Here is a 22,654-nt window from a genome sequence, read left to right on the forward strand (position 1 = left end):
ACGGAATACAGATACAAGAAACGCCAATAAAAGGAAGTTTTGATATTATGAAATATAAATTGATTCTTGCAGATCCACCGTGGTCATATAAAGATAAATCAGGCAGGGATTATAAGCACGGTGCGGCTGAAAAATACGACACAATGAGCTTAGAGGATATCTGCAATATGCCTATTCAAGATATCGCAGATAAAGACTGTGCGCTTTTTATGTGGGCTACGACTCCATTATTACCGGAAGCTTTCAAGGTTCTGGAAGCATGGGGATTCAAGTATAAGACTACTATCTATTGGCGCAAGATCATGTCTTTAGGTATGGGTTATTGGTTCCGTGGTCAGGTTGAAGTATGCTTAGTTGCTATCAAAGGCAATGTGAAAGCATTCAGATCACAGAGGCCAAACTTCATTGAAACAAAAGCCAGGAAGCATTCACAAAAACCAGATCAGTTATATGGCTTGATAGAAGAGTTGGAGATATCCCCCAAAATAGAACTGTTTGCAAGAGAAAGGCGTGAAGGTTGGGATGCGTGGGGAAATGAATTACCGAAAACAACTCAAACGCTTTTGGAGGTTGCTACCTAAACACCCTAATAATGGAATACTATAATCAGAGGCACAGTTTCTTAATGAAGGAAGAAAAATGCACAGTAAATGATATTTGTCATTTGAAGCTTGTATAACCAGGAACCAGACCAACAGCAAGCATCATTGAAATATATAATAAGATGAGAGCTAGAAGTTTAACTGTGTTTTTAAGATAAATATGTAACAAATAGTTGCAATATCCAAATAACATATTAATCTTTTTTATTTGTTTTGTGTTTATATTAAATGGTAGTATTTATGTTCTGCCTAAACTGCAGAGTAAAGGATGTAATGTTAAAATCTAAATCCCCACGCGTCCACCTATCAAAACCGCAGCACTGAGCATCAGAATGTATATGAAACCCACTAACAATATTTTAGCACTGTTTGAAATTGCATCGTTATTCATTTGTGACCTAGAGCACAATTGAGTATTTAACACTTATTAAATAAGTTCATACTTATTACAAAGATAATATATACTCGTGATTTATATGATTTGGACTTGTTTGGTGAGGAACTTCTATGAGTAACACTTTTGCAACTTCCAACGACATACTAGAAAAACGCCATTTTCCTTTTATACCATCTCGGTTTTTGTGTTAGCAGTAAAAGGTGCGGAAAAAATTTTCCTAGTAACTAGAGAAAAAGGAAATAAAAAATGCCTAATATCCATAAGAGTTTAAGTATTTTGGGTCATACATACTTTAAGATGATTTGTATATTAAATGAAGAAGAATGCTGAAGCTGATAAGCCATTTACTCTTAATTCTCATTTTAGAGAAAGGTTGGAGGGCTATCCCTTTAAAAAGATACCTTATAATTAAATCATGAAACATAATCAAAAAAGAGAAATGATGGAGAACATGATATTTTCCACATTTAATTAATTACTTTTCCTTATGGATAATTATTGAACCGCCACCAATTGCAGCTGTCGCATCTGCATTATCAGAGTCACCGTTCTGATTGTCATAGATGATTTCATCGGTAGCTTCATTCCATATTTTCATCCTGAATTTGTCACCGTCGTCGTCAATGGCACTTAGCATGAAGGTATACTCGCCTTCTCCATTGATGGTTCCAGTACCCTTATACATAGCCTTAGAACCTGCAATAACAAGCCATTCATAGCTTGTTGACTTGAAGGTAAGATCTGCAACCTGGAACTGGAATTCCGTATTACCTGTTGGTACAGTTGCTCCATTTTTATATTTAGACACAAAACCAAATGTTGCTTTGCCAGTAAGAGTTGGATCTGTTATATACGCATCCAATGGTGAGTAAATCCAGCCACCACCTGTTACAAATCCTGCATTAGTGTCATAGATTACAACATATTGTTCAGATGTCATTGTAGCAGAATCACCGTCATCATCTGTTACTGTTAAGGTTATTTTGTATACTCCAGCATCTGTATACGAGTGAGATGTCTGATCAGCACTTATAGATAAAACACTACTAAGTTCTCTGGTATCAACGGAATTATCACCCCAATCTATAGTTATATAATGCGTATCTAAAGTTCCCACATCAGTAAAGTCTGAACTTATTGCCACAGGTTCATTTACTGCAATGGGGTCAACTGGAGAAGATAAGGATACTATTTCAGGTTCTACATTTTTCACCGTTACTACGGAAGAAGCAGTGCCAACACCTCCATCATCGTCAAAGACTGTCACAACAACGGTATAGTCATCAAATGATGTGCCACTTGGATCATCATCTAAGTATTGGTGAGATTTGCTGAATTCAGTTGTTCCAGCCGGATAGCTGACTGTTTCACTGATGTCATCTCCCCAAATGAATGTAAGTTCAAAGGAATCGTTTATTCCAGAATCAGTAATTGCTCCATTTATTGTTGCGTTTTCATTTTCATTAATTTCGTCGTCTGATATTGTCACAGTTGGTGCAACGTTGTTGACTGTTACCTCTAGAATATCAGTTCCAACTCTTCCGTCACCATCAGTTATTGTCAGAGTAACAGTATAATAACCATTATCAGCATATGTATGGGTTGATTCAAGGGTTCCTGATTCAGTTGCCCCGTCTCCAAAATCCCATTCTATGGTGTGGGTATCTTCACTTCCTGCAGCGGTGTAAGTACCTGAAAACGAAACAGTGTCACCTTCATTGACAATTTGATCAGCACCTGAATCGACAACAGGATCTATATTGCCAGGAGTAACAAACATATCGAAGGACTCTGCAGCCACAATTCCTAAAGGAAACAAATCATTTTCGAGACCAATCATGACACGATAGACAGTGTTGGTTGATGCACTTTCTTTGGCATGAATAGTTATGCTGTTTACATCTGTATAAGGATCAGATGTGGGGATTAGACTAACAGGAGTTGTAACTATAATATCACTTGGATCACCATCACCAGATCTTATTTGAACATTGTAGAAGTATTTATATTCCGTACCCATCAAATTGTAAGAAGGATCCTGCTGTATATCATATAGTAATACTGTAATTGGTTCTTCATTACCTTGTTGCAAATAAATTGGAGTCTGCCAGTTCAGCCTAATGTCATCTTCGTTGAAAAGTATCATCATTTCTGCCGAAGCTGGCCCTACAGTAACAAGCAACATAATCATTATAGCCAATGTGCAGATTGAAATTATGTTTGTTTTCTTTTTCATCGTATCACTTCAGTATATTTTAATTAATAAAGTGGTTACTGGCTGAGATATAGTTAATCTGCATTACTACTAGGCAGTATGAATATAATTTAGATGATAAATTGTAAACTCAAGCAAGCTACTATTTTATGCTACTATTACCACTATTTGCTACCACAATCCAAATAACCAATTATAAGTGAAACAAAAAAGTATATATCTTTTTCGAAATTTTCTTAAAACTGATTTAATACATGTGTTTTAAAAATATTATATGGTTATTCAGCAGGCCATCTAATTGTAAATGAAAAGGGGGTGTAAAATGGACTTGATTTTTCCCTTGAACTCATATTGATATTGTGGCAGGTATATTAAAATAATTTGATTAATCAAGCATATTTGATGCAATCTCTATTAATGAAGTTGATGGAGCTTTAATAAGAATGATAAAAAATACCTAACATCCACAAAGGTTTGTTTTTTTGTATAACTGTGCAGCTTTAAACAAAATAAAAAAGAATATATAACATTAATAATACTACATTCTCTACAGACATAGTAGAGATTGTTATTGATGAAACTTTCAACAAAAAGTGAATACGCCTGTCTTGCACTGATAGACCTCTCAGAAAATTACGGTGCAGGATACATCAAAATAGAGGATATCTGTCAGAGGCAAGACCTTCCAAGAAAATATATCGAACAGATATTATTATCTTTAAAGAGAGAAGGGTATGTAAAAAGCCGCCGTGGGGCTGATGGCGGCTATATGCTGGCCAAAGAGCCTGCACAAATATCTCTGGCTGAGATCGTTAGACATATGGATGGAGCTCTTGCTCCTGTAAATTCTGTGAGTAAATATTTCTATGAGTGTACACCCCTTGAAAAGAATGACGCGCTGATCAAAGTGTTCAGAGAGATCAGAGACTACACTTCTGACAAAATGGAGAATACAACTTTTGCTGATCTGATTCGTGAATAATTTTTTTCAAACCAATCTATACTAAACCGATAGAGAATATAGAATAAAAGGAGAACAATTGAATGATAGCTAAAAAAACCATAAACAATATGTGCAATGTTGCGCAGGATAATGACAAACAAGTTGTACGCAAACATCGACGGTATTTAAAGGAACATGACTGACCAGGCGGACGCTGTTAGAAGATATGAGAACTTATGATAAACTGTGAAAAGTTTTGGGAAAGGTTTAATAGCATGAATAATCATGAGGTATTTGCGGTGGAAATACCATCATTAATCATTATGAAAACTTGTGAATGGAGACCTTACCATGAAAATTGCAGAAAATACCTTAACACCACATGAATTAAGAATTAGTCTTAAATTGCAAGATAGTTACTGTGGGCTAAAACAGGAGGATTCTTTATGTTACAAATGATGGAAGCGGTCAAAATGCCAGGACAAATTCAGGGTGCTATGTCTGATGAAGAAGTGATTGCATGGGTACTCGGTGTTGACAGACGCCTTGTTGTCCTCGGGTCCATGAAAAGTCATCCAATCCTTAAAGCATCAGATATTGCCCAGGAAACGAACAGGTCTACACAGAACATAAGCCGTGCTCTTAAAGAGTTCAATGAAAAAGGATTCATAATGTGTCTTAATCCTGAAAAAACAACCTGGAAAAGATATACTATTACAAATTCCGGAAGAGAGTTACTGGAAAAACTCGAAGATATCTATTTCGATCCTAATTAAGTGAGAGGTTGCTAACGTCAGGGTCAGCTTTCCTCTTTTTCTCTCATTTTCCAAATAAATATCTACATTTTTGTTTCCAGTTATAATTCCCCACACCTCTTTTTTAAGACTTATCTGTAACCTGCTTAATATACGGGCCAAGAATCATGTCCTTGTAAGCACCACCTGCAGGAACCTTTGGATACAGAACTTCTTCCCTGTCTGTGCAAACTTCAAGGAAACATGGTCCTTCTGAATTCAGGAAAGCCTCCATTCCATCTTTAAGCTCTTTCCTGTCTGTTATCCTTTCAGCAAAAGCAAATCCGAAAGACTCTGCGATTTCAGCAAAATGAACATCCTTTGGCCTCTGTGTTCCAGTCCTTTTTCCTTCATAAGCTGCATCCTGCAGGTTCTGGACCATTCCGTCACTCCTGTTATTAAGCATGAGTATCTTGATCGGCAGGTTCAGTGAAGCGATCGTATGTAGTTCCCCAAGGTTCATTCGCAGACTTCCATCACCATCGATTGCTATGACCCTTGCTTCAGGGTTTGCAAAATGGACACCAATTGATGTTGGCATGGAAAAGCCCATTGTTCCGAAAGAACCGGATGTCATGAAAGACTTTGCTTTCTGCATGGGAAGATACTGTGCTGCAAGCATTTGCTGATTGCCGACACCTGTTGTAATCATGGTGTTACCATCGATATAATTGGATAGCAGTGACATGACCTCAGCAGACTGGATAAATTCTGATTCACGGTTGTAATCCAGCGGCCATGACCTTTTCAGGAATCTGGCACGTTCCTGCCACTCGTAGATGTTCAATGTGATGTTGTTCTTTTTAGCATAATTGAGCAGATCCATTATAGCCGTGGTAGCATCCCCGATGAATGTGAATTTCGGTCCTCTTTCTATCTTTATCTGGTGCATTTTCTCGGGATTGATATCGATGTAGGCGATGTCCGTGCCAATCGCAAACCCGACTTTTTCAGCAACCCTGTCATCCCAGCGAACACCGATTGCGAAGAAGAAGTCGTTCTCCTGGATGAGCATGTTGGCGTATGGTGTGCCAAACATTCCCAGCATTCCGAGATTGAGTTCCTCACGGCCATCAAGGACTCCTTTTGCCATGAGAGTGTTTACCGAAGGTATCATGAAGTAATCATTAAACTCCCTGATTGCATGGCTTCCGGCTTCAGAGTTGAGACCTCCTCCCAGATAGAGTAGCGGTCTTTTTGAGTTAAGGAATAAACGGAAGAATTCCTCGCATTGTTCATCGCAGAGATGTCTGTCATCATGGTAGCTTTCCTCGAACCTCATGATGTTCATGTCCTGGTACTCATGCATCTTCTGCTGTTTGTCCAGAGGGACATCTATGACAACTGGCCCGGGTTTTCCGGATTTTGCAAAGTAGTAGGCATCCTTGATAATAGCCTCAAGATCATCACCATCAGAAACCAGCATGACCTTCTTGGCAGCTTCCCCGAAGATACCCTCAACATTGATATGCTGGAACGAGTCGGTGCCTATCTTATGCGCAGGGACCTGCCCCGCGATGACAAGAAGCGGGATGCTGTCACCATAGGCATCTGCAACGCTTGTGAGCGTATTGGTGATCGCAGGTCCGGATGTGACTATTGCAACACCGACATCGCCTGATGACCTGGAATATCCGGCTGCACTGAAGGCTGCTGACTGTTCGTTTGAGTTGATGACTATCTCGATGTCACTCTTCTCAAGTGCATGGAATACCGGAAGTATTGCCGCTCCGGTATAACCGAATATTTGTTTGACCCCGAGGTCCTCCAGACTTTTAACTAATATTTCTGCTCCATTCATTTCTTCCATTATAATTCTCCATGAAAGAAACAATCCCGGCACAGGATACACTAATCAGTAATTAAACAAAAACAGCGCACTTGAGCCAGAAAAGTTTCGATTATCGTGCTCAAGCGTTTAACACTACCACTACTAAGGACACAGGCACTAAAGTCACAGTGTGAGTTGTGGTAGGGTTTGACATTAGGTAAGGATTGTGGGAGGTGGTATTTAAGGATGTTGGGTATTGATACTTAAGAAGTTGTTGTAATTTCCATTGTTAAGCAATTAAATTTCATGATTTTTTTGCTTTACTTAATAGATATTTAACATCAAATTGTTGGACCAAGTATGGTAAAATTTAGCAAGTAATTTATATGGACAAACGCATTTACCCCACTAAACAAATAGTTAAGGATAGAGAAATAAAAAATAAATAATTTGATGGTGATTGGTCATGACCTTTAAGATATTTGTTAGTTACTGTACAAAAGATATAGAAGAGATTAAGCCTATTTTAAATCAAATACAAACCATAAAAGATACTGAATTTTTCTTCGCTGACCAAACATTGAATCCAGGGGATCATATAAGCCAAAGAATTATCAACTACATAAGTAATTGTGATGTTTTCATTTTATTTTACAGCAAATCTGCCTACGCTTCAACTTATGTTCAACATGAAATCGGTGTTGCTAAAGCTAACGATAAACTAATTATACCAATTTTGCTTGATGATACAAAGCCTGATGGAATGTTACAAGGCATAAATTATCTGAATTTCTATAACCAAAATAAAAAGCAGCAGGAATTTGAAAGGTTATATAATTATATTAATCAAAATGTTAAACGAAAAAATCAAAATTCTGCGCTTTCTCTGGTAGCATTGTTGGGACTTGGATATCTTTTGCTAAAATCAGATGAAGGAGAAAGCGAGGAAGAGTTTTTCTGAAATATACATCCGAAAATGATGGAGTGAAAGAAGGTTACCTTTATACGGTAAATTAATAAGAAATTGATACCCTTTGACATCTATTCCCCCAAAAACCATCTTGGTCTTGTAGAACAGTACATTCTCCCTGTTCCACATATCGATATCAGCAACAAATCATCAAAATATTCAATACTCTTAAAGCCCTCTGGCTTCAACATCTGCTTTTAGCTAAAACGAAGATACTACTCCACAAGTCACCCGGTAAGTTACCCTGTTAGTAATCTTTTCCCTATACTCAACCCACCATCACCGTTCCCCAGTCTTCAGATACTTCCTTGCCACTGCTACCTCTTTCCACTTTTTCTTCTCAACTCCCTTCAGACCGATCTCAGCCTTATCTGCCTGGAAAGCCAGTTCATCGCTGAGCTTATGATAGCTGTCAAACCTTTCCTGCGATATGATGCCATCATCCATTGCTTTTCTGACGGCACAGTGAGGCTCGTTCCGGTGAGTGCAATCCTTGAAACGACAATTTTGGGCAAGCTCGGCAATATCGGAAAATGTCCTGTCGATGCCATCGGACGAATCTCCAAGCTGGATCTCGCGGATGCCGGGGTTGTCGATAAATATCGTTCCGTTTTGGAGAATAAAAAGCTGTCTTACAGTGGTGGTGTGTCTTCCTTTGTCGTCATCTTCACGTACACTTAATGTCTTCTGGACATCGTAGCCTAAAAGAGCATTGATGAGGGTGGATTTGCCAACACCTGAAGAACCGACGAGAGCTATTGTTTCATCCGGGTTCATGAAAGAGTCCAGCTTTTCCAGGTCAGTACTTGTAAGGGCACTGAGAGTTATCACCGGAACATCATCAGCGATATCTTTTATTTCCTGTATCGTTTCTGATACATCATCCGGCATGTCCCCGACAAGATCGATCTTGTTAATGAGAATAACAGGTCTTGCACCGGAGGAATAAACGATTGTGAGATATCTTTCAAGCCTTCGCACGTTAAGGTCATGTCCCACTGCCGTGACAATGAAGATAGTATCAATATTTGCAGCTATCAACTGCTCTTCACCTGACTCACCTGCAGAACCTCTGGAAAGACAGGACGTTCGTGGGAGAATGTCCACAATGGTGTATGAACCTATGTCACTCTGGTCAAGCAGTACAACAAAGTCACCTACAACAGGCTGCTTGCCGACCCTACGCATGGCTCCCGAGATTGATGCCTGTATCTCACCCTTTTCAGTAAGGATATGCCAGACTGTCTTATGCTGGGTTGAGATCCTGCCGGGAAAATAAGGGCCTTTATAGGCAGAAAAAGCAGATGCCTGTGAGTTGTTCCAGCCGGGAATAACAAAGATGTCCGAAGCATCACTTTCTTTGTTCCTGTATTCACCATTCATAACATAAACACAAGATGTTATGATGAATAAACTTTTTGACAGAAGTAACCGGTTTTAAGATAAAAGTGTACATTTCTTGGCTCTGTTTTTATGCAGAGAAAAAGTTGAAGACAAGAGAGTATTTTATTCATCTTTCGAATCGTGCCGGCTTCGCCCAACCCTTCGGGATGGTTTAAGTTATTAATAGATCGTTGGCAACATAGAACAATGCGACCATCCGCCGCAGGCGGCACATTTCTTCGCTGCTATCCGGAAGACTATAGAAATACTACATTTAATGAAAACTGACGGGTTGAAAATTGCAATTAACAGGATTTCTAAAGAGCCGGATTATTATTCAAATTCAATATCCTGAGCTCTATTCACGATCAATTCCGGACTTCCCTAGCACCTACGAAGGTTATCCATAGTGCCCAGATAACCTCACCCATTGTGAAGATATCAACAGAGGCTGGCACAGATCCTATAAGGAAATATGAGACCGTTGCTCCGAAGTACCCCAGGGACCCGATATATAAGAAATATCCGATCCATTTTGGGAACATTCCCGATCTGATAACCAGTGTACCAATGGGTATAAGCCATAGTCCCCAGAATACCTCCGCTAAGTGTAACGCTTCGGGCATGAGTATTCCCATCAATGAGAGAGGTACCCCTAAGATACCGAATATGGCTATCAAGGATGCCTGTTCCTTATCGGTCTCCATGAATAGTTTATACAGCAATAACGCAATCATTATCTGGAACAATTGTACAACAATCTGACCTAACTGACCAACTTTGAATAATGTGGATTCGCTGGCAAGTGTCGGTGCGTATAACAATGAAAATATGCTTATAACAATCCATGCCGGATAAAGAATTCTAAGTTTGGTTATGGTCTTCATGATAATAATTTTGCGGGGTTGGCATATATATTTTGGCTTTTCAATAAAATAAGAGTTGTGAAGTTATCAAATTTATAAAGGAACAGTCTTTAATCTTGTAGACCTATCCGTAGATTTTGTGATGTCAAAGCTTGCACGTTCCGTTGGCACAAGAGATCAGGGACCGGAAGCTCCTGTAGAATATGATATTCCACAAGCCGTTGTTGCTGAAGGAATTGTCAATGCTATTGCACATAAGGATTATACCAGCAATGCCAGTGTGCAGATTATGTTATTTGCCGACCGCCTTGAAATATGGAATCCCGGAGGATTGCCACCATCTTTATCTCTTGAAAGTCTGCGAAAACCGCATGCATCACATCCGGCGAACCCTCTTATTGCAGAACCTCTGTTTCTGGCGAAATATATCGAAAAAGCAGGAACCGTCACTCTGGACATGATCCAGCTATGCAGAAAACATGACCTGATGGAACCGGAATTCAGATTGGAAGATGGATCTTTCGTGCTCATTCTTCGAAGAAAAAGTAAAGCTGGCGAAGTCACCACGGAAGTTATTCTGGTTAATACTATTATTGGTGAAATGACTAGAAAAGAACTTCAGGATGCTCTAAGCTTGAAAATAATGAGCACTTCAGAAAACATTACCTTGTGCCTGCACTGGAATCCGGAATCATCGAAATGACAATTCCAGATAAACCCACAAGCCGTATGCAAAAATACAAGCTTACAGAAAAAGGTCAGATGTTAAAAGCAAAAAATAAGAAATAAAGATTACAGGGTACCCCGGAAGTTATTCTATGCTCACCCAATATCACTGTTCCTTAGAATTGACATACTTCCTTGCAATCCCAATACTTCTATTCTTTTTCTTTTCCAATCCCTTCAAAACGATCTAAGCCTTATCTGCCTAGAAAGCCAACTCATCATTAAGCTTATGATAGCTGTCAAACCTTCCCTGAGTTATGATGCCATCTGTGACTGCTTTTCTGACAGCACAGTGTGGCTTAGTTTGGCAGTATCGGAAAATGTCCTGTCGATACCATCGGATGAATCTTCAAGCTGAATCTCACGGATGCCAGGGTTATCGATGAATATCGTGACATAAAAGAAGAAAAGGACCGGGAACAGAAAAACTAAAGTTCTGAAAATTGCCTATTTTTGATTTTCAAGTATTTCCTTTCCCATCTTTCTTTTGAGAATCTGCTCCGAAATCCAGCTAACAGCATTATAGAACGGATTGATTGGCACATCTGTGTAATATTTTGCCTCGGGCCTTAGCCAGCCCTTTTCTTTCCAGTAATTGTAATCGGCAGGTGAAAAATCAGCAAGGTTTTTAAAAATAGCTTTCTGAACACGAAACATAGTTAAATCTTTAAGCCCGGGTGTCCATCGTTTTTTGTTCAGGAGGGCACTATAAAAGACATTGGCAGCAGCCTGCAGTTTCTTTTCATTCTCAAGTTCTGTTTCCGCCGGTAATGGCTCACGGGTTATAATGCCTACCTTATGGGATATCTCAAAGCCCCATGATCCTGCAACCAGCTGAAGATAATCAAGAACTTCCCTGTGACCTATCACTCCGGTTGTTGACAGAAGAAGAGCTTTCTTATCAAAAAAGCGTGGTCTGTGAAAGATGTAGGAATGGCGATCAATAAAGATCTTCATCTGTGCGGAAACATTCATGCCATAAACAGGTGTCGCAAAGATGACACCGTCAGATTCATGCATTTTTTTCTCAATAGCAGGAGCATCGTCCTTTAAAGGACAGTATTCCTCTCCTTTCCCAAAACAGACAAGACACCCACTACATGGGGACTGATTTACATCGTTAAGCATAAGGTACTCAAACTCAACATCGCCCCTTGACCGCATTATCTCTTCTATTTTCCTGACTGACCGATAGGTATTGCCTTTGCGCGGGCTCCCCATCACAACAAGGACTTTCATGATTTAATTCACTTCTTAAGATTCTGCAATACTATAAAGTACGACTTTATCTCCTTAAGAGTTTTCTACTATCACTGGTCTGAAAGAATTCAATGTTTGTATCAATTCAATGAAGGTCGGATCTGAAGAGATTGACCTGAAAAACAGCCATTAAGAAATTATCAATTCTGTATATAATAAAATGAAGAGAGGAGATAATTCCCCTCTGTTCTTAAAAGACTTACTCAAAAGCAACGCCGTCTACATACAGTGTGTAACCGTTCAAATCGATGTTATCTGTGGTTCCACTAAGTTCTGTAACGTAGCTGTCACCGGTAAGTGTCCATGCGCTTGTATCATCGATTGTGACTGAAAGCACAGAAGCTGCTGTTCCGTCTGAGTTTATTGCACCGGTATATGTTGATCCATCTGATATTGACAGGGTCATTTCAGATATAGAATCAACCATTATGTCACCTGTTGCAGTTTGGTCATTAAAGTCGACTTCACATACACCGCCATTGGAACCTTCAGTTCCCCAGCCTCTTGAACCATCATTACCGGCGATCAATATAAGATATGTATCGTCAGCAAGTGTCAAGTCAACGTTGTTTAGCGTTATTACACTCTCAGTGTTTGTGACATAGAACATATCTCCGTTATTGGAAACAAGAGATCCGCCAGTCATTGTGAATGAGCTGGTTCCGACTTCTGCATCACCGGACATACTCTGGTATAACATCACATTTTGAATGTTCTCTGAACTGTCATCGCCATATACACCGTCCATATTTCCTGTTACATCACAATTATTGATTGTAACTGAATTCAATCCTTCAACAACAACTGCTTCTGAATTTTCAGCTGTAAGTGTTGCATTGCTTACTGTAACATCTGCGGTACAGTAGATTGCAGGTGCACCTGAGCTTCCACTGGTTGTGTATGTTCCTCCATCAACAATCATCGTTCCGCCTCCACGGTCACTTCGTATTGCAGCTTTTACTGTTGATAGTACATTTAGATTGGTTGCGTACATTGTTCCGCCGCCAGCAACTTCGATACCACCAGCGTTTCCTCCTGAAACAGTAACGTCGGTATCTTCTATGTAAATTGTTGCACCATCGTATGCAAAGACACCATTTGAACCTTCAGTTGTAGCTGTAACTGAGCCGCCATTGATGTAAAGAACTGCATTATCCAATGCAAGGATTGCAGAATTCAGACCGTAGAAACTTGACGCATCACTGCTTGATGCAGAACCATCTGTTTTCTCTACAGTTACATCGTTAAGTGTTGCAGTTGTATCATTTTCTGCTCTAATTGCATTTTCATCATCATTTGAAGAAGTATATGTTCCTCCGTTTAGTTCTTCTCCGTCAACTAAGACATATGCTCCAGTGCCAGTATCAACACTAGAAGAACTTCCTCCGCCAGGAGCAGTGCCCATTTCGCCACCATCCATTCCATCAGGTGGGGTCATATTCCCCATGTCAGTTGATGATTCGTCGACTTGTACATCAGATGTATTTGAATCACTGGATGTTTGATCTTCTTGAGTACTAACACAACCGGAAGCAAAAACCAGTAATGCAAGAGAAAACATTATCGCGTAAATTTTTAATTTCTTCATTAAATATCCCTCCTATTTTTTTGTATTTACATTAAATGAATTTATGTATCAATCTATTATTTGTAACTATTAAATCTGAATCATTTCCATACGCTTATTTCTTTTACCTTCAATCAATTCTGTAATGATGAAATAAGTGAATCCCCATGAGATAAGTCACTGATCTGGTCAATAACCGAAAATAATGAAAAACCTTCTTAAAACCAGTTTTGAGGTGGTTGTGAGATAGGAAATTAACTCCTATCTCAAAGTGGTGGTATTGTGGATAGTTTACAAGGTTTTTATTATCTTACAATCATTCCTCGTTTTTAATGTGCTTTTTAGGTAATACAGCCTTTAGTACAACAGCTGTTGCCGCCATACAGGCCACACCTTTCAGGATCTTGTGTTTCATTCATATCCTCCTTTTAGAGCTTCTTTGTTATTATTGATGGGTAGCTCAGGCAGCAAAACCTGTATCAAAGCCCTGAACATTGCAAATAATAGCAATATCGGACCCACGATTGTCATCCATGTATCTCTCATTACATTTCCTCCATCGTCATTTTTGTCAGGTCACATCGAACTCTGATATTGCTCTGATATGAGCCGGAGTTAATGTGTTTCAGACAAATCCCTCATTAGCTGGCTTTAATATAAGTATACTTAACAAAAAAGAATCCATAATAACTCTAAATGAAAGAATGAAGCTTTTATAAAGCTTTATTTTCTTTAATAATCTTTTTTGATTACCGGGACACTAAAATAGATTGAAAGAGTCTTTATTTACCTTTAATATCTTATCTAGCAGTTCCGACCAAATATAAGTATAAACATAAAACATATAAGATAAAAACACATTATTATTTTCCATTCGTTTGGTACAATATAAGTGGCTCAAAAAAATTCATGCAATTGGGGCTTGCATGAGTTGAATAGTCTGGAAACTAAGAATCACATGCATTAAAGCAGGTGAGAAAATGGACGAGAATATTCAAAAACTGAACGAAAAGGCAACCTCTTATGCAGAGCAAATAGAGAAATTACGAAAAGAGATCAAGAACACAATAATCGGACAGGAAGAGATAATTGACAGCCTTCTTATAGCGCTTATGTCGCAGGGACATGTGCTGCTTGAAGGAGTGCCAGGTCTTGCAAAGACCCTCATGGTCAGGACAATCTCAGAATGCCTTGAATGCGATTTTGTGCGACTGCAATTCACACCGGACCTCTTGCCTGCGGATATCACAGGCACCAAAATCTATAATCACAACGAAGGCTCATTTTCAACACTTAAAGGTCCGATCTTTTCTAACTTCATTCTTGCTGACGAAATAAACCGTGCTCCTCCTAAAGTACAATCTGCACTCCTTGAAGCAATGCAGGAAAGACAGGTAAGTATCCAGGGAGACACTTTCCATCTTGAACGACCTTTTCTTGTAATGGCGACACAGAACCCCATCGAATCCGAAGGAACCTATAAACTGCCTGAAGCTCAGGTTGACAGGTTCATGTCAAAACTGCTCATCGATTATCCCACAAAGGACGAAGAAATAGAGATAATCGAAAGGTTCACCCAGGGAGTCAAGACCAGTGTTTCAAAGATACTTTCATCAAATGAAATCATCGAGATACAGGACTTCATTCCTCAGGTATATGCTGACAGGAAGATCATGGACTATGTGGCCCGGATCGTAGATGCAACACGTCATCCGCAGAGTTATTCTGTGGATGTGGAAGACCACATCGAATACGGAGCCTCGCCCCGTGCATCCCTGTGGCTCATACTCGCTGCAAAATCACATGCAGTTCTGAATGGCAGAGGATATGTGATTCCCGAGGACGTAAAATCAGTGGTATATCACGTACTTCGCCATCGTGTACTGCTCAACTATGAAGCCGAGGTCGAAGAGATAAGCAGCGACCATGTGATAACTGAGATACTTGAAAAGGTAAAAGTCCCCTGAAGCCTCCGGTTTGATCCGAAGACGATAATAACCGGAGGTATGTGCCATGCACCATACAAAAGAGATTATCAGACAGGTCAGAAAGATTGAGATCAGTACGAAACAGCAGGTTGATGGACTGATAGCCGGAAACTACCACTCAGTGTTCAAAGGCCAGGGAATCGATTTTTCAGAGATACGCGAATATCGGCCCGGAGATGATGTCCGTGCCATCGACTGGAAAGTAACTGCAAGATTCAATCATCCTTTCATTAAAGAGTTCGTAGAGGAAAGGGACCTACGTGTCTATTTTGCTATAGATATATCAGCTTCCGGAAGCTTTGGAAGCAACATAAGCAAAATGCAGAAAGCAACTGAGATCGCTGCAAGCCTGATGTTCTCGGCCATGAAGAACAACGACAATGTCGGCCTTTTCCTCTTTACCGAAGATGTCGAGAAGTACGTCCCTGCCAGAAAAGGCAGGAAACATGTCCTGAAACTACTCGGTACAATGGTCTCATACGAACCACTTGAAAAACGGACTGACATCATGAAAAGCATGGAGTCCATAGCAAAAATGCTCAAACGAAGAAGCATTGTTTTTGTGATCTCAGACTTCATTTCCGACGACTTCTCCAAACCCCTGAACATCATGAAAAGCAGACATGACATCGTGGCATTAAGGGTCATGGATGCACGTGAACAGGAACTTCCCGATGTAGGTCTTATAGAACTTGAAGACGAAGAAACCGGAGAACAGCTACTTGTCGACACATCTGACGAGGAAATAAGAATACGCTACGCAGAACTTGTCAGGGAACATAACGAAACACTTCAGAAACTCTTCAGGAAAATGAAGATAGACATGGTCGATCTTGTCACAGACGAACCGTATGAAGTTGCACTTAATAAATTCTTTAAAACCAGAAAAATAAAGGAGATACGATAATGGCAGGTTTTGATTCTCCTTACATACTTTTATTCTTGCTGATAATTCCCCTTATTTATTATCTTCAGAAAAAAGCAAGGATACAGAAAAAGAATGAAGCTATAAAATTCAGCAATCTTGCATATCTCAAATCCGCAATGGGTGATAGTAAGAAATCAAAAAGGGATATGCATCTCTTTTATCTCTCACTGCTTACCATCGGTCTTATGGTAATAGGTTTTGCAAATCCACACATTCCTCTTGAGCAAACAAAAGAAGGAGTGAACGTGGTGCTTGTGATGGATAATTCAGGAAGTATGCAGGCACAGGATTACCAGCCATCAAGACTGGAGGCTGCAAAATCATCTGCTGAAATCCTGATCAAATCACTTAAAAGTCAGGACTATGCAGGAGTGGTCGTCTTTGAATCAGGAGCCACCACCGCTGCTTATCTTAGTCCTGATAAGGACAAAGTAATAGAGAAATTACAGAACATCGCAGCAAAAGACGGAGCTACTGCCATAGGAGACGGTCTCAGTCTTGGAATTGACATGGCATCATCCATCCCTAACAAGAAAAAAGTTGTAATTTTACTCAGTGATGGAGTTAACAATGCAGGATATATCAGCCCTGATGAAGCTATCCAGTTCGCAAAAGCCAACGATATTCAGGTCTATACAATAGGAATGGGATCTACAGGTAAGGTTTTACTGGGTTATGACTGGTACGGAAACCCACAATATGCGGAACTCGATGAAGCTACACTTCAGAAGATAGCACAGGAAACCGGTGGAAACTATTTCAAATCCGTAGACGACAACACACTGGATGAAATATACAAGAATATCGGAGAGAACATAAAAAGAGAAACAGAAGAAACAAACATCAAGGACTGGTTCTTCTTTGCAGCATTTGTGACCTTACTTGTCCAGCTCTATTACAGATATGGAAAAGGGAGGATTCTCCAATGAACAGGAAAAATATAACATTATCTCTCTTCGTAATGATATCTTTCCTGATGCTGGTACCTGTGGTATCTGCAAAAGATATCACATTCATGTTACCACAGGATGAATACTATTTCCTTACAGGAGATCAGGCATACATTCCTCTCTACATGAACAATTCCTACGGAACCGATATGAACGGAATATTACAGGCAACTTTCACCCAGGAGATGAACACAGGTTCCGTACACGTTTCCAGTTCCAATTCAAAATCAACAAGTTTCCAGGTGCCTGCCGGAGACTCGGCAACAAATCTTGGTTTTGGGACCAGCAACGACCCTGAGACTTTGAAGGTGTCGCTGACTTTCAATTACGATGAAAATGGAACTAAAGCCGTTACTCTTGGAAACATACTGATACATTTTGTTGAAGATGAATCAGAGATCCAGAACAATTCAAACCCAATCCAGAGTTCATCTCAGGATGCGTCCTTATCGCAGTCAACTGACCCTTTTGCACAACAGGAACAGCAAATGCAACAGGCAATGCAGCAGTTAGCTAACCAGCAATCCTCCATGCAGTCTTCTACACAAACCTCTCAGCAGGCTGCACAGAATAACCAGATGGATCAGGACACTTCTGCCCTGAAATCACAAATGGAGCAGCAGATACAGCAACAAGAGCAGATGAAGCAGGAGTTCCAGCAGAATCTTACTTCTAATGAAGATTTCCAGGAAGCTAATCAGCAACTGGAAGATATGGGTTACAACCTGACTGATGTCAGTGTGAATCCATCGACAAATAATACCGGAACCTTCACGGCAAATTATGAAAAACAAAATGGTGACACTGCAACCCTCCAGGGAGAGATGGATAATGGAACAGTCACGAATCTTCAGAAGGATACTGCGGAGGAACGGCAAAATCTGAGAGATATACTTGCCCGGAACAAGGACTATCAGAAATACCTGAAGGAACTGCAGAACGACGGTTTCGCTGAAACCGATTCAACCTTCTCACGAAGTGGCAATGCAACCGACCTTCAGATACAATATGGGAATTCAGCGAACGAAACTGCCCAGATCAATGCCAGATTCATAAATGAAAGCGTGGATAGTGTTGAACTTGTCAGGGACAGGGAACAAAATAATTATCCGCTGTATGCTATCGGAGCTTTGCTCATTCTTGCTCTTGCTTATCTGGCCTACAGCAAATACAGGCCAAAGAAAGCAGAAGAAGCACCTGTTGCAGTTGATGTTGCACCTGTAAAAGAGATATTCGATTTCAGAAAAGAAGCAAGGGAACATGTAGATAAAGCAGTACTTCTCTATGAAGAAGAACAGATAGAAGATGCATACGGAACTGCTGCTCAGGCTCTGAGGTTATATCTGAGTCATTTCTACGGACTGAAGAAAGAAGTCACAAATGCAGAATTGATCAGCCACCTGAAGGTAAAGGGCAAGGACTGGAAAGAAATAGAAACTTGTCTGGAACTTTGCAGTCTTATTGAATTTGCAAAGCATGTTCCGGAAGATGGCGAATTTGAGAAGGTGATCTCAACGGTGAAAAAGGCAGTGAACTATTAATCATTGCTTCTTAAAGAAAATAAAGAATAGATGCTCCTTAAGCATCTATTTTCCTGATTTTTTTTGTACTTTACAGAACAGCACATTCTCACCGTTCCACATATCGATCTCCGGCAGCACATCATCAAAACACTCAAAGCTCTCAAAATCGTTCGGTTCCAGCATCTGTTTCAGGTCATATGACGTAAAGAAATGTGTCCAGAAACGATAGGTATCGATAGTTTCAGACTCATCAGCCAGCACTATGTGCTGGTACAATATCACCTTCTTATCAGGATACAGGAAAGAATCTGAGAGGATAAGATATGGACAATCTTTCCAAAAACCACTTGCTTCCATCTCCCATGTTCTTCCAGATGCTTTTGTTTCGAGATCCCTGTCACTCAGGACATCGAAGACGAATGTTCCACCCGGTTTCAAAGCCCTGTGTACATTCCTGATGAGTATATCTCTATCATGCGGTTTCAGGACACCGAAGTCTGTAAAGACCATTATTATAAGGTCATACTTGTTCTTCTCGTTGAGCTTAAGATAATTCTGGTTCACATATCTGATGTCCAGACCTTGTCTTTTGGCTTCCTTTCTGGCATATTCGATGGAATTCTTCGAGATATCGACACCAGTAACAATATGTCCTCTCTTTGCCATGAGCGCACAATACAGACCCGGACAGCATCCGAGATCAAGTATGGTCATCTTTTTCCTATTTACCGAATTGAGAATCCATTCAACTGTGCTCTCAATAGATGACTTTCTCCTGCTTGCCAGATCAATATCCGGGTTAAGATGAATGTTCAACAACTGTTACGAAATGTGGGCATCCGTCCACATAACCGCATTTCCTTCTGCGTATAACTGTGGTTTCTGGGTAAATTCAATAATATCTGTAAAATTCATATTGAGCCCTCCTTTAATGGGAATATCCCGGGACTCGAAATCTTCGATTAATTGCTAACAACTTTCAATAGAACAGGATGCTTAGTTGTTGTTCATCAAAGTATATATGAGATATATATAGACTTTAAAATTAATGGTAAGTCCAACAAATTACAATATTTTTGTCTCTGTAGAATTCCTGCCATTAAAACATTAACAAAGTTTGTAAACTGATTTATCGCAGGTCATGGATATCTTGAGTGATCCCGAAGGATCCGGCGAAGCCGGCGTTTTCCCACAAGAAGAAAGAAGTTTATCTTCAAATACCCTGTACTTTCTTCTCAGGATTCATGTAGAATTTTCTGTATAAATACAATCATTATTGTAATAATCTTCTGTGCAGCAGCATAGAAATGTGCCGCCTTTGACGGATGCTTACTTTGTTTTTAGATTGATGATTGTTTTAGCGGACATAAAAAAAGCAATGCTTGTGTCACTCAGATAAACAGGAATTATACAGAGCCATATTTTTTGTAGCATCGGAGTAATCTCATATAGTAGTGGGATTTAATGGCAGAACAAAGCAAAACTTACAACATAACTCCAATTCACATTGGAAAATCAAATGCTTATCTTGTAACAGGTTCTGATCTGGTTATTCTTGTCGATACCGGCTGTTCCGGAAATCTAAGTCTGTTAGAACAAGCCCTTGATCAAAACAATCTTCAAATTACTGACATCGATTACATTATCGTAACTCATTCTCACTATGATCATGTCGGCCACCTTGCCGAAATAAAAGAAAAAAGCGGTATCAAGTGATATTTATTTGTGATATTTGCGCTATAATTAAACTTGTAACTGACAATTAAAACTCCATTTCAAATATACATCTTATTACCCTACAAATCTTGAATATTCACTGTCTTCTGCCCACAGTCCCTGCCTGCTATGTGCGTGCTATGAATGGCGAATATTATGTAATGATGGTAGCAGATCGAGATATTGTATAGATGCGTTGTATAGCATAGAGGTATAATTGTCATACTTGCATTGTATTGTGCTCTTAGAATCGATTCTGAGCAATGGATATATGCAAAGATGTGAGTCCATGCAATCCAGAGTTAGGGCGATAACCTGCTCGGTTTCCTCGCATCTCATCGCCGCCCTTTTTTTGAAGAATATAACCTTATGGTTGATATTTCCATTCCACTTTATTAATTTATTATGTCATTAGGATACAAGATTTATTGAAAGCTTCTATATGCAAAGTATCATCCGAGATAATCCCACTTCTACATATCATAGATGGAGTTTATTCTTTTTCAATTAATAGGTGAAAATTTAAAAAGAAGAATATCTGAATATAATCTTCTATTCAGACATTCTTTTTGCTACAGCTATTTTACTTTCTAATTACTGATGCGCCCATCAGCCCAACAAAACCCAATAGAAGTTCAAAGCCCGGAGCACTGACTGAGCTCTCTACTGTAAATTCTTCTTCTGTTTCTTCATCTGTCTGGACTTCTGTTTCATCCTGTGTACTTGAAACGGTATTCTCCTCTTTTTCTGTGCTATCTTCAGCAAGATCTACAACAACAATATCATCGTTCTCTTCTGTAGGATTTTCTTCTTCCGCTGTATTATCCACCTTTATTGTGCAGGTCTTCCAGAGAGTCATTTTTAGGCAATTTCCACTTTCTGTTTTAAGGTAAAGTCCACCATGAAGATCAATCTGTTCATCAGGATTTAATGTCACCGCTTTATTGCTGGAAAGTACAACAGCATCATCGCCTGTATTCAGTACAGTTTGGTCATTGCTGCCTGCGTAATTAGTGTCATTCATAAGAGCAGGAACTTCAAACCCTTCAACATCAAAAATGCCATAGGTATCACCGTTTTCAATAGTTGTAAGATCTCCCCGGAGGTATGCATATTTGAAAACTGCAAAGTTTGTGTCAGTACCACTGAAGACAGATTCAACAGTACAGTAGAATACTGGATAATCATCGCTGTCTTTGTAGAGATAGGTTTTTTCCATATTGGTCAAATCCGCAGATGAACTTATCACTCCACTGTCAATTTCCTCTCCTTTATAGTTCAGATGTACCCATACTTTTTCTCCTTCAACATCGACCTGGTCTACAACCAGTGTCCAACAGCCTGCAAGTTCCCACACCTCTCCAGAGGCCACGTTTTTCTTGTCATCACTTTCCAACAGGATCTTAGCGATCTTGTCAGGCTTGCATCCCTGTGAAGGGGCTGAAGGGTCTTCTGGCATTACAACATACTTGGGACCGAAGAAACCCATAAGATAATAGAATTCAAGGTCAACATCATCAACCATGAATGTGCCACTATCATCTGAACCTGCTATCTTTGTCTTCTTCTTCTGAGGTTTACTTATGTAGTAAAGGTCACCTTCTTCAATGGTATCTCCAAGCTGAATTGTGTTAGAAGCGTTAACACTGTTGTGAAGATACAGAAGTTCACTGGAAAGTCCAGGTTTTATCATATAAAGGAATCCTGAAAAGGTATTTGCATCCCAGTAAAAATCACCTGCTTCAGTTGATGATTCTGTGTTGTCATATACGATGCTTCGAATAGTGTAAGTTACGTCCTCTGCACTTACCGGTACAATGAGCATTGTCATTAGAACCGACAATACAAGCATTATTTTTACAATTTTTTTCATTTAAAATTCTCCTTACAAGAAAATCGAATAATGTAACATTCAGATTTATTCCAAAGCGGGATGCTAAGCAATAAACTACAATAAATTCATGCGTTGTTTATAGTATCAATGTCACATTAATTATTATTTTCATTCGATTTTGTGTTACTGAAATGGAGTGACAAACAATGTTATGAGATAAA

Annotated in this window: 21 protein-coding genes; 12 read left to right on the plus strand and 9 right to left on the minus strand. The window is 39.5% G+C overall.

The features are described from left to right. Nucleotides 1-47: 47 nt before the first annotated feature. Nucleotides 48-581 (plus strand): MT-A70 family methyltransferase, encoded by a 534-nt coding sequence (locus RE474_RS00115; protein WP_309310965.1) that lies wholly within the window; start codon nucleotides 48-50, stop codon nucleotides 579-581. An 893-nt stretch (nucleotides 582-1,474) separates the two neighbouring features. Here RE474_RS00115 and RE474_RS00120 read toward each other — a convergent pair. After that, nucleotides 1,475-3,235: a PKD domain-containing protein gene (locus tag RE474_RS00120; protein WP_309310966.1), complete on the minus strand. Its 1,761-nt coding sequence runs from the start codon at nucleotides 3,233-3,235 to the stop codon at nucleotides 1,475-1,477. Between the two features lie 553 nt (nucleotides 3,236-3,788). On the opposite strand from RE474_RS00120, the gene RE474_RS00125 reads away from it, so the two are divergent. Together RE474_RS00125 and RE474_RS00130 are read left to right on the plus strand one after the other, a co-directional pair. After that, nucleotides 3,789-4,196, plus strand: a complete 408-nt coding sequence (locus tag RE474_RS00125; RefSeq protein ID WP_309310967.1) for an RrF2 family transcriptional regulator — start codon at nucleotides 3,789-3,791, stop codon at nucleotides 4,194-4,196. Between the two features lie 407 nt (nucleotides 4,197-4,603). Next, the gene (locus RE474_RS00130) at nucleotides 4,604-4,933 is read left to right on the plus strand and encodes a sugar-specific transcriptional regulator TrmB (protein ID WP_309310968.1); all 330 of its coding nucleotides are present in this window, start codon (nucleotides 4,604-4,606) and stop codon (nucleotides 4,931-4,933) included. Nucleotides 4,934-5,036: 103 nt separating this feature from the next. On the opposite strand, the gene RE474_RS00135 is transcribed toward RE474_RS00130, so the two are convergent. Continuing rightward, the gene (locus RE474_RS00135) at nucleotides 5,037-6,761 is read right to left on the minus strand and encodes a thiamine pyrophosphate-binding protein (RefSeq protein WP_309310969.1); all 1,725 of its coding nucleotides are present in this window, start codon (nucleotides 6,759-6,761) and stop codon (nucleotides 5,037-5,039) included. 427 nt (nucleotides 6,762-7,188) lie between these two features. Here RE474_RS00135 and RE474_RS00140 point away from each other — a divergent pair, with 427 nt between their 5' ends. Next, the gene (locus tag RE474_RS00140; RefSeq protein WP_309310970.1) at nucleotides 7,189-7,683 is read left to right on the plus strand and encodes a toll/interleukin-1 receptor domain-containing protein; all 495 of its coding nucleotides are present in this window, start codon (nucleotides 7,189-7,191) and stop codon (nucleotides 7,681-7,683) included. Between the two features lie 288 nt (nucleotides 7,684-7,971). Here the strand turns inward: RE474_RS00140 and rsgA are convergent, their stop codons facing one another. Both rsgA and RE474_RS00150 read right to left on the minus strand, forming a co-directional pair. Then, nucleotides 7,972-9,075 carry a ribosome small subunit-dependent GTPase A gene (gene rsgA, locus RE474_RS00145; protein ID WP_309310971.1) on the minus strand — a complete coding sequence of 368 codons (1,104 nt, stop codon included), beginning with the start codon at nucleotides 9,073-9,075 and terminating at the stop codon, nucleotides 7,972-7,974. A 368-nt stretch (nucleotides 9,076-9,443) separates the two neighbouring features. Continuing rightward, nucleotides 9,444-9,962, minus strand: coding sequence for a DUF4386 domain-containing protein (locus RE474_RS00150; RefSeq protein ID WP_309310972.1), 519 nt, complete (start codon nucleotides 9,960-9,962; stop codon nucleotides 9,444-9,446). 121 nt (nucleotides 9,963-10,083) lie between these two features. Between RE474_RS00150 and RE474_RS00155 the strand changes: the two genes are divergently transcribed. The 3 genes from RE474_RS00155 (at nucleotide 10,084) to RE474_RS00160 (ending at nucleotide 11,025) form a co-directional block, all read left to right on the plus strand. Then, nucleotides 10,084-10,644 (plus strand): ATP-binding protein, encoded by a 561-nt coding sequence (locus tag RE474_RS00155; RefSeq protein ID WP_309312262.1) that lies wholly within the window; start codon nucleotides 10,084-10,086, stop codon nucleotides 10,642-10,644. After that, nucleotides 10,611-10,730 carry a Fic family protein gene (locus tag RE474_RS13820; protein ID WP_369076081.1) on the plus strand — a complete coding sequence of 40 codons (120 nt, stop codon included), beginning with the start codon at nucleotides 10,611-10,613 and terminating at the stop codon, nucleotides 10,728-10,730. The genes RE474_RS00155 and RE474_RS13820 overlap by 34 nt, the downstream gene beginning before the upstream one ends. A 166-nt stretch (nucleotides 10,731-10,896) precedes the next feature. Further along, nucleotides 10,897-11,025, plus strand: a complete 129-nt coding sequence (locus RE474_RS00160) for a hypothetical protein (RefSeq protein WP_309310973.1) — start codon at nucleotides 10,897-10,899, stop codon at nucleotides 11,023-11,025. Nucleotides 11,026-11,114: 89 nt separating this feature from the next. Here RE474_RS00160 and RE474_RS00165 read toward each other — a convergent pair whose 3' ends face one another. The 3 genes from RE474_RS00165 to RE474_RS00175 all read right to left on the minus strand — a co-directional run bounded on the left by RE474_RS00165 (nucleotide 11,115) and on the right by RE474_RS00175 (nucleotide 14,040). Further along, the gene (locus RE474_RS00165; protein ID WP_309310974.1) at nucleotides 11,115-11,906 is read right to left on the minus strand and encodes a flavodoxin family protein; all 792 of its coding nucleotides are present in this window, start codon (nucleotides 11,904-11,906) and stop codon (nucleotides 11,115-11,117) included. Between the two features lie 220 nt (nucleotides 11,907-12,126). Further along, nucleotides 12,127-13,515, minus strand: a complete 1,389-nt coding sequence (locus RE474_RS00170; RefSeq protein WP_309310975.1) for an autotransporter outer membrane beta-barrel domain-containing protein — start codon at nucleotides 13,513-13,515, stop codon at nucleotides 12,127-12,129. 390 nt (nucleotides 13,516-13,905) lie between these two features. After that, nucleotides 13,906-14,040, minus strand: a complete 135-nt coding sequence (locus RE474_RS00175) for a hypothetical protein (RefSeq protein ID WP_309310976.1) — start codon at nucleotides 14,038-14,040, stop codon at nucleotides 13,906-13,908. A 434-nt stretch (nucleotides 14,041-14,474) separates the two neighbouring features. On the opposite strand from RE474_RS00175, the gene RE474_RS00180 reads away from it, so the two are divergent. Genes RE474_RS00180 through RE474_RS00195 form a run of 4 tightly spaced genes read left to right on the plus strand, consistent with a single transcriptional unit; the run spans nucleotide 14,475 to nucleotide 18,901 of the window. Next, nucleotides 14,475-15,461: an AAA family ATPase gene (locus RE474_RS00180; protein WP_309310977.1), complete on the plus strand. Its 987-nt coding sequence runs from the start codon at nucleotides 14,475-14,477 to the stop codon at nucleotides 15,459-15,461. A gap of 46 nt (nucleotides 15,462-15,507) precedes the next feature. Further along, nucleotides 15,508-16,389 (plus strand): DUF58 domain-containing protein, encoded by an 882-nt coding sequence (locus RE474_RS00185; protein WP_309310978.1) that lies wholly within the window; start codon nucleotides 15,508-15,510, stop codon nucleotides 16,387-16,389. Further along, a complete protein-coding gene (locus RE474_RS00190) occupies nucleotides 16,389-17,339 on the plus strand; it encodes a vWA domain-containing protein (protein WP_309310979.1) in 951 nt (316 codons plus the stop codon). The genes RE474_RS00185 and RE474_RS00190 overlap by 1 nt, the downstream gene beginning before the upstream one ends. After that, a complete protein-coding gene (locus RE474_RS00195; RefSeq protein ID WP_309310980.1) occupies nucleotides 17,336-18,901 on the plus strand; it encodes a hypothetical protein in 1,566 nt (521 codons plus the stop codon). Before RE474_RS00190 ends, RE474_RS00195 begins: the two co-directional genes overlap by 4 nt. A gap of 45 nt (nucleotides 18,902-18,946) precedes the next feature. Here RE474_RS00195 and RE474_RS00200 read toward each other — a convergent pair whose 3' ends face one another. Beyond that, nucleotides 18,947-19,702 carry a class I SAM-dependent methyltransferase gene (locus tag RE474_RS00200; RefSeq protein WP_309310981.1) on the minus strand — a complete coding sequence of 252 codons (756 nt, stop codon included), beginning with the start codon at nucleotides 19,700-19,702 and terminating at the stop codon, nucleotides 18,947-18,949. A 645-nt stretch (nucleotides 19,703-20,347) separates the two neighbouring features. Here RE474_RS00200 and RE474_RS00205 point away from each other — a divergent pair. Then, nucleotides 20,348-20,599: an MBL fold metallo-hydrolase gene (locus RE474_RS00205; RefSeq protein WP_309310982.1), complete on the plus strand. Its 252-nt coding sequence runs from the start codon at nucleotides 20,348-20,350 to the stop codon at nucleotides 20,597-20,599. A gap of 583 nt (nucleotides 20,600-21,182) precedes the next feature. On the opposite strand, the gene RE474_RS00210 is transcribed toward RE474_RS00205, so the two are convergent. After that, nucleotides 21,183-22,472, minus strand: coding sequence for an MA0829/MM1976 family S-layer protein (locus tag RE474_RS00210; protein WP_309310984.1), 1,290 nt, complete (start codon nucleotides 22,470-22,472; stop codon nucleotides 21,183-21,185). Nucleotides 22,473-22,654: the final 182 nt, after the last annotated feature.

The sequence above is a fragment of the Methanolobus sediminis genome (assembly GCF_031312595.1).
GTDB lineage: Archaea > Halobacteriota > Methanosarcinia > Methanosarcinales > Methanosarcinaceae > Methanolobus > Methanolobus sediminis.

What these genes read in the sequence shown, in the direction of transcription:
- RE474_RS00185 (WP_309310978.1), top strand. Translation starts at nt 15,508, where the DNA reads ATGCACCATACAAAAGAGATTATCAGACAGGTCAGAAAGATTGAGATC.
- RE474_RS00210 (WP_309310984.1), bottom strand. Translation starts at nt 22,472, where the DNA reads ATGAAAAAAATTGTAAAAATAATGCTTGTATTGTCGGTTCTAATGACA.
- RE474_RS00205 (WP_309310982.1), top strand. Translation starts at nt 20,348, where the DNA reads ATGGCAGAACAAAGCAAAACTTACAACATAACTCCAATTCACATTGGA.
- RE474_RS00120 (WP_309310966.1), bottom strand. Translation starts at nt 3,235, where the DNA reads ATGAAAAAGAAAACAAACATAATTTCAATCTGCACATTGGCTATAATG.
- RE474_RS00160 (WP_309310973.1), top strand. Translation starts at nt 10,897, where the DNA reads ATGATAGCTGTCAAACCTTCCCTGAGTTATGATGCCATCTGTGACTGC.
- RE474_RS00165 (WP_309310974.1), bottom strand. Translation starts at nt 11,906, where the DNA reads ATGAAAGTCCTTGTTGTGATGGGGAGCCCGCGCAAAGGCAATACCTAT.
- RE474_RS00190 (WP_309310979.1), top strand. Translation starts at nt 16,389, where the DNA reads ATGGCAGGTTTTGATTCTCCTTACATACTTTTATTCTTGCTGATAATT.
- RE474_RS00155 (WP_309312262.1), top strand. Translation starts at nt 10,084, where the DNA reads ATGTCAAAGCTTGCACGTTCCGTTGGCACAAGAGATCAGGGACCGGAA.
- RE474_RS00135 (WP_309310969.1), bottom strand. Translation starts at nt 6,761, where the DNA reads ATGGAAGAAATGAATGGAGCAGAAATATTAGTTAAAAGTCTGGAGGAC.
- RE474_RS00170 (WP_309310975.1), bottom strand. Translation starts at nt 13,515, where the DNA reads ATGAAGAAATTAAAAATTTACGCGATAATGTTTTCTCTTGCATTACTG.
- RE474_RS00130 (WP_309310968.1), top strand. Translation starts at nt 4,604, where the DNA reads ATGTTACAAATGATGGAAGCGGTCAAAATGCCAGGACAAATTCAGGGT.
- RE474_RS00115 (WP_309310965.1), top strand. Translation starts at nt 48, where the DNA reads ATGAAATATAAATTGATTCTTGCAGATCCACCGTGGTCATATAAAGAT.
- RE474_RS00150 (WP_309310972.1), bottom strand. Translation starts at nt 9,962, where the DNA reads ATGAAGACCATAACCAAACTTAGAATTCTTTATCCGGCATGGATTGTT.
- RE474_RS00125 (WP_309310967.1), top strand. Translation starts at nt 3,789, where the DNA reads ATGAAACTTTCAACAAAAAGTGAATACGCCTGTCTTGCACTGATAGAC.
- RE474_RS00175 (WP_309310976.1), bottom strand. Translation starts at nt 14,040, where the DNA reads ATGAGAGATACATGGATGACAATCGTGGGTCCGATATTGCTATTATTT.
- RE474_RS00180 (WP_309310977.1), top strand. Translation starts at nt 14,475, where the DNA reads ATGGACGAGAATATTCAAAAACTGAACGAAAAGGCAACCTCTTATGCA.
- RE474_RS00195 (WP_309310980.1), top strand. Translation starts at nt 17,336, where the DNA reads ATGAACAGGAAAAATATAACATTATCTCTCTTCGTAATGATATCTTTC.
- RE474_RS00140 (WP_309310970.1), top strand. Translation starts at nt 7,189, where the DNA reads ATGACCTTTAAGATATTTGTTAGTTACTGTACAAAAGATATAGAAGAG.
- rsgA (WP_309310971.1), bottom strand. Translation starts at nt 9,075, where the DNA reads ATGAATGGTGAATACAGGAACAAAGAAAGTGATGCTTCGGACATCTTT.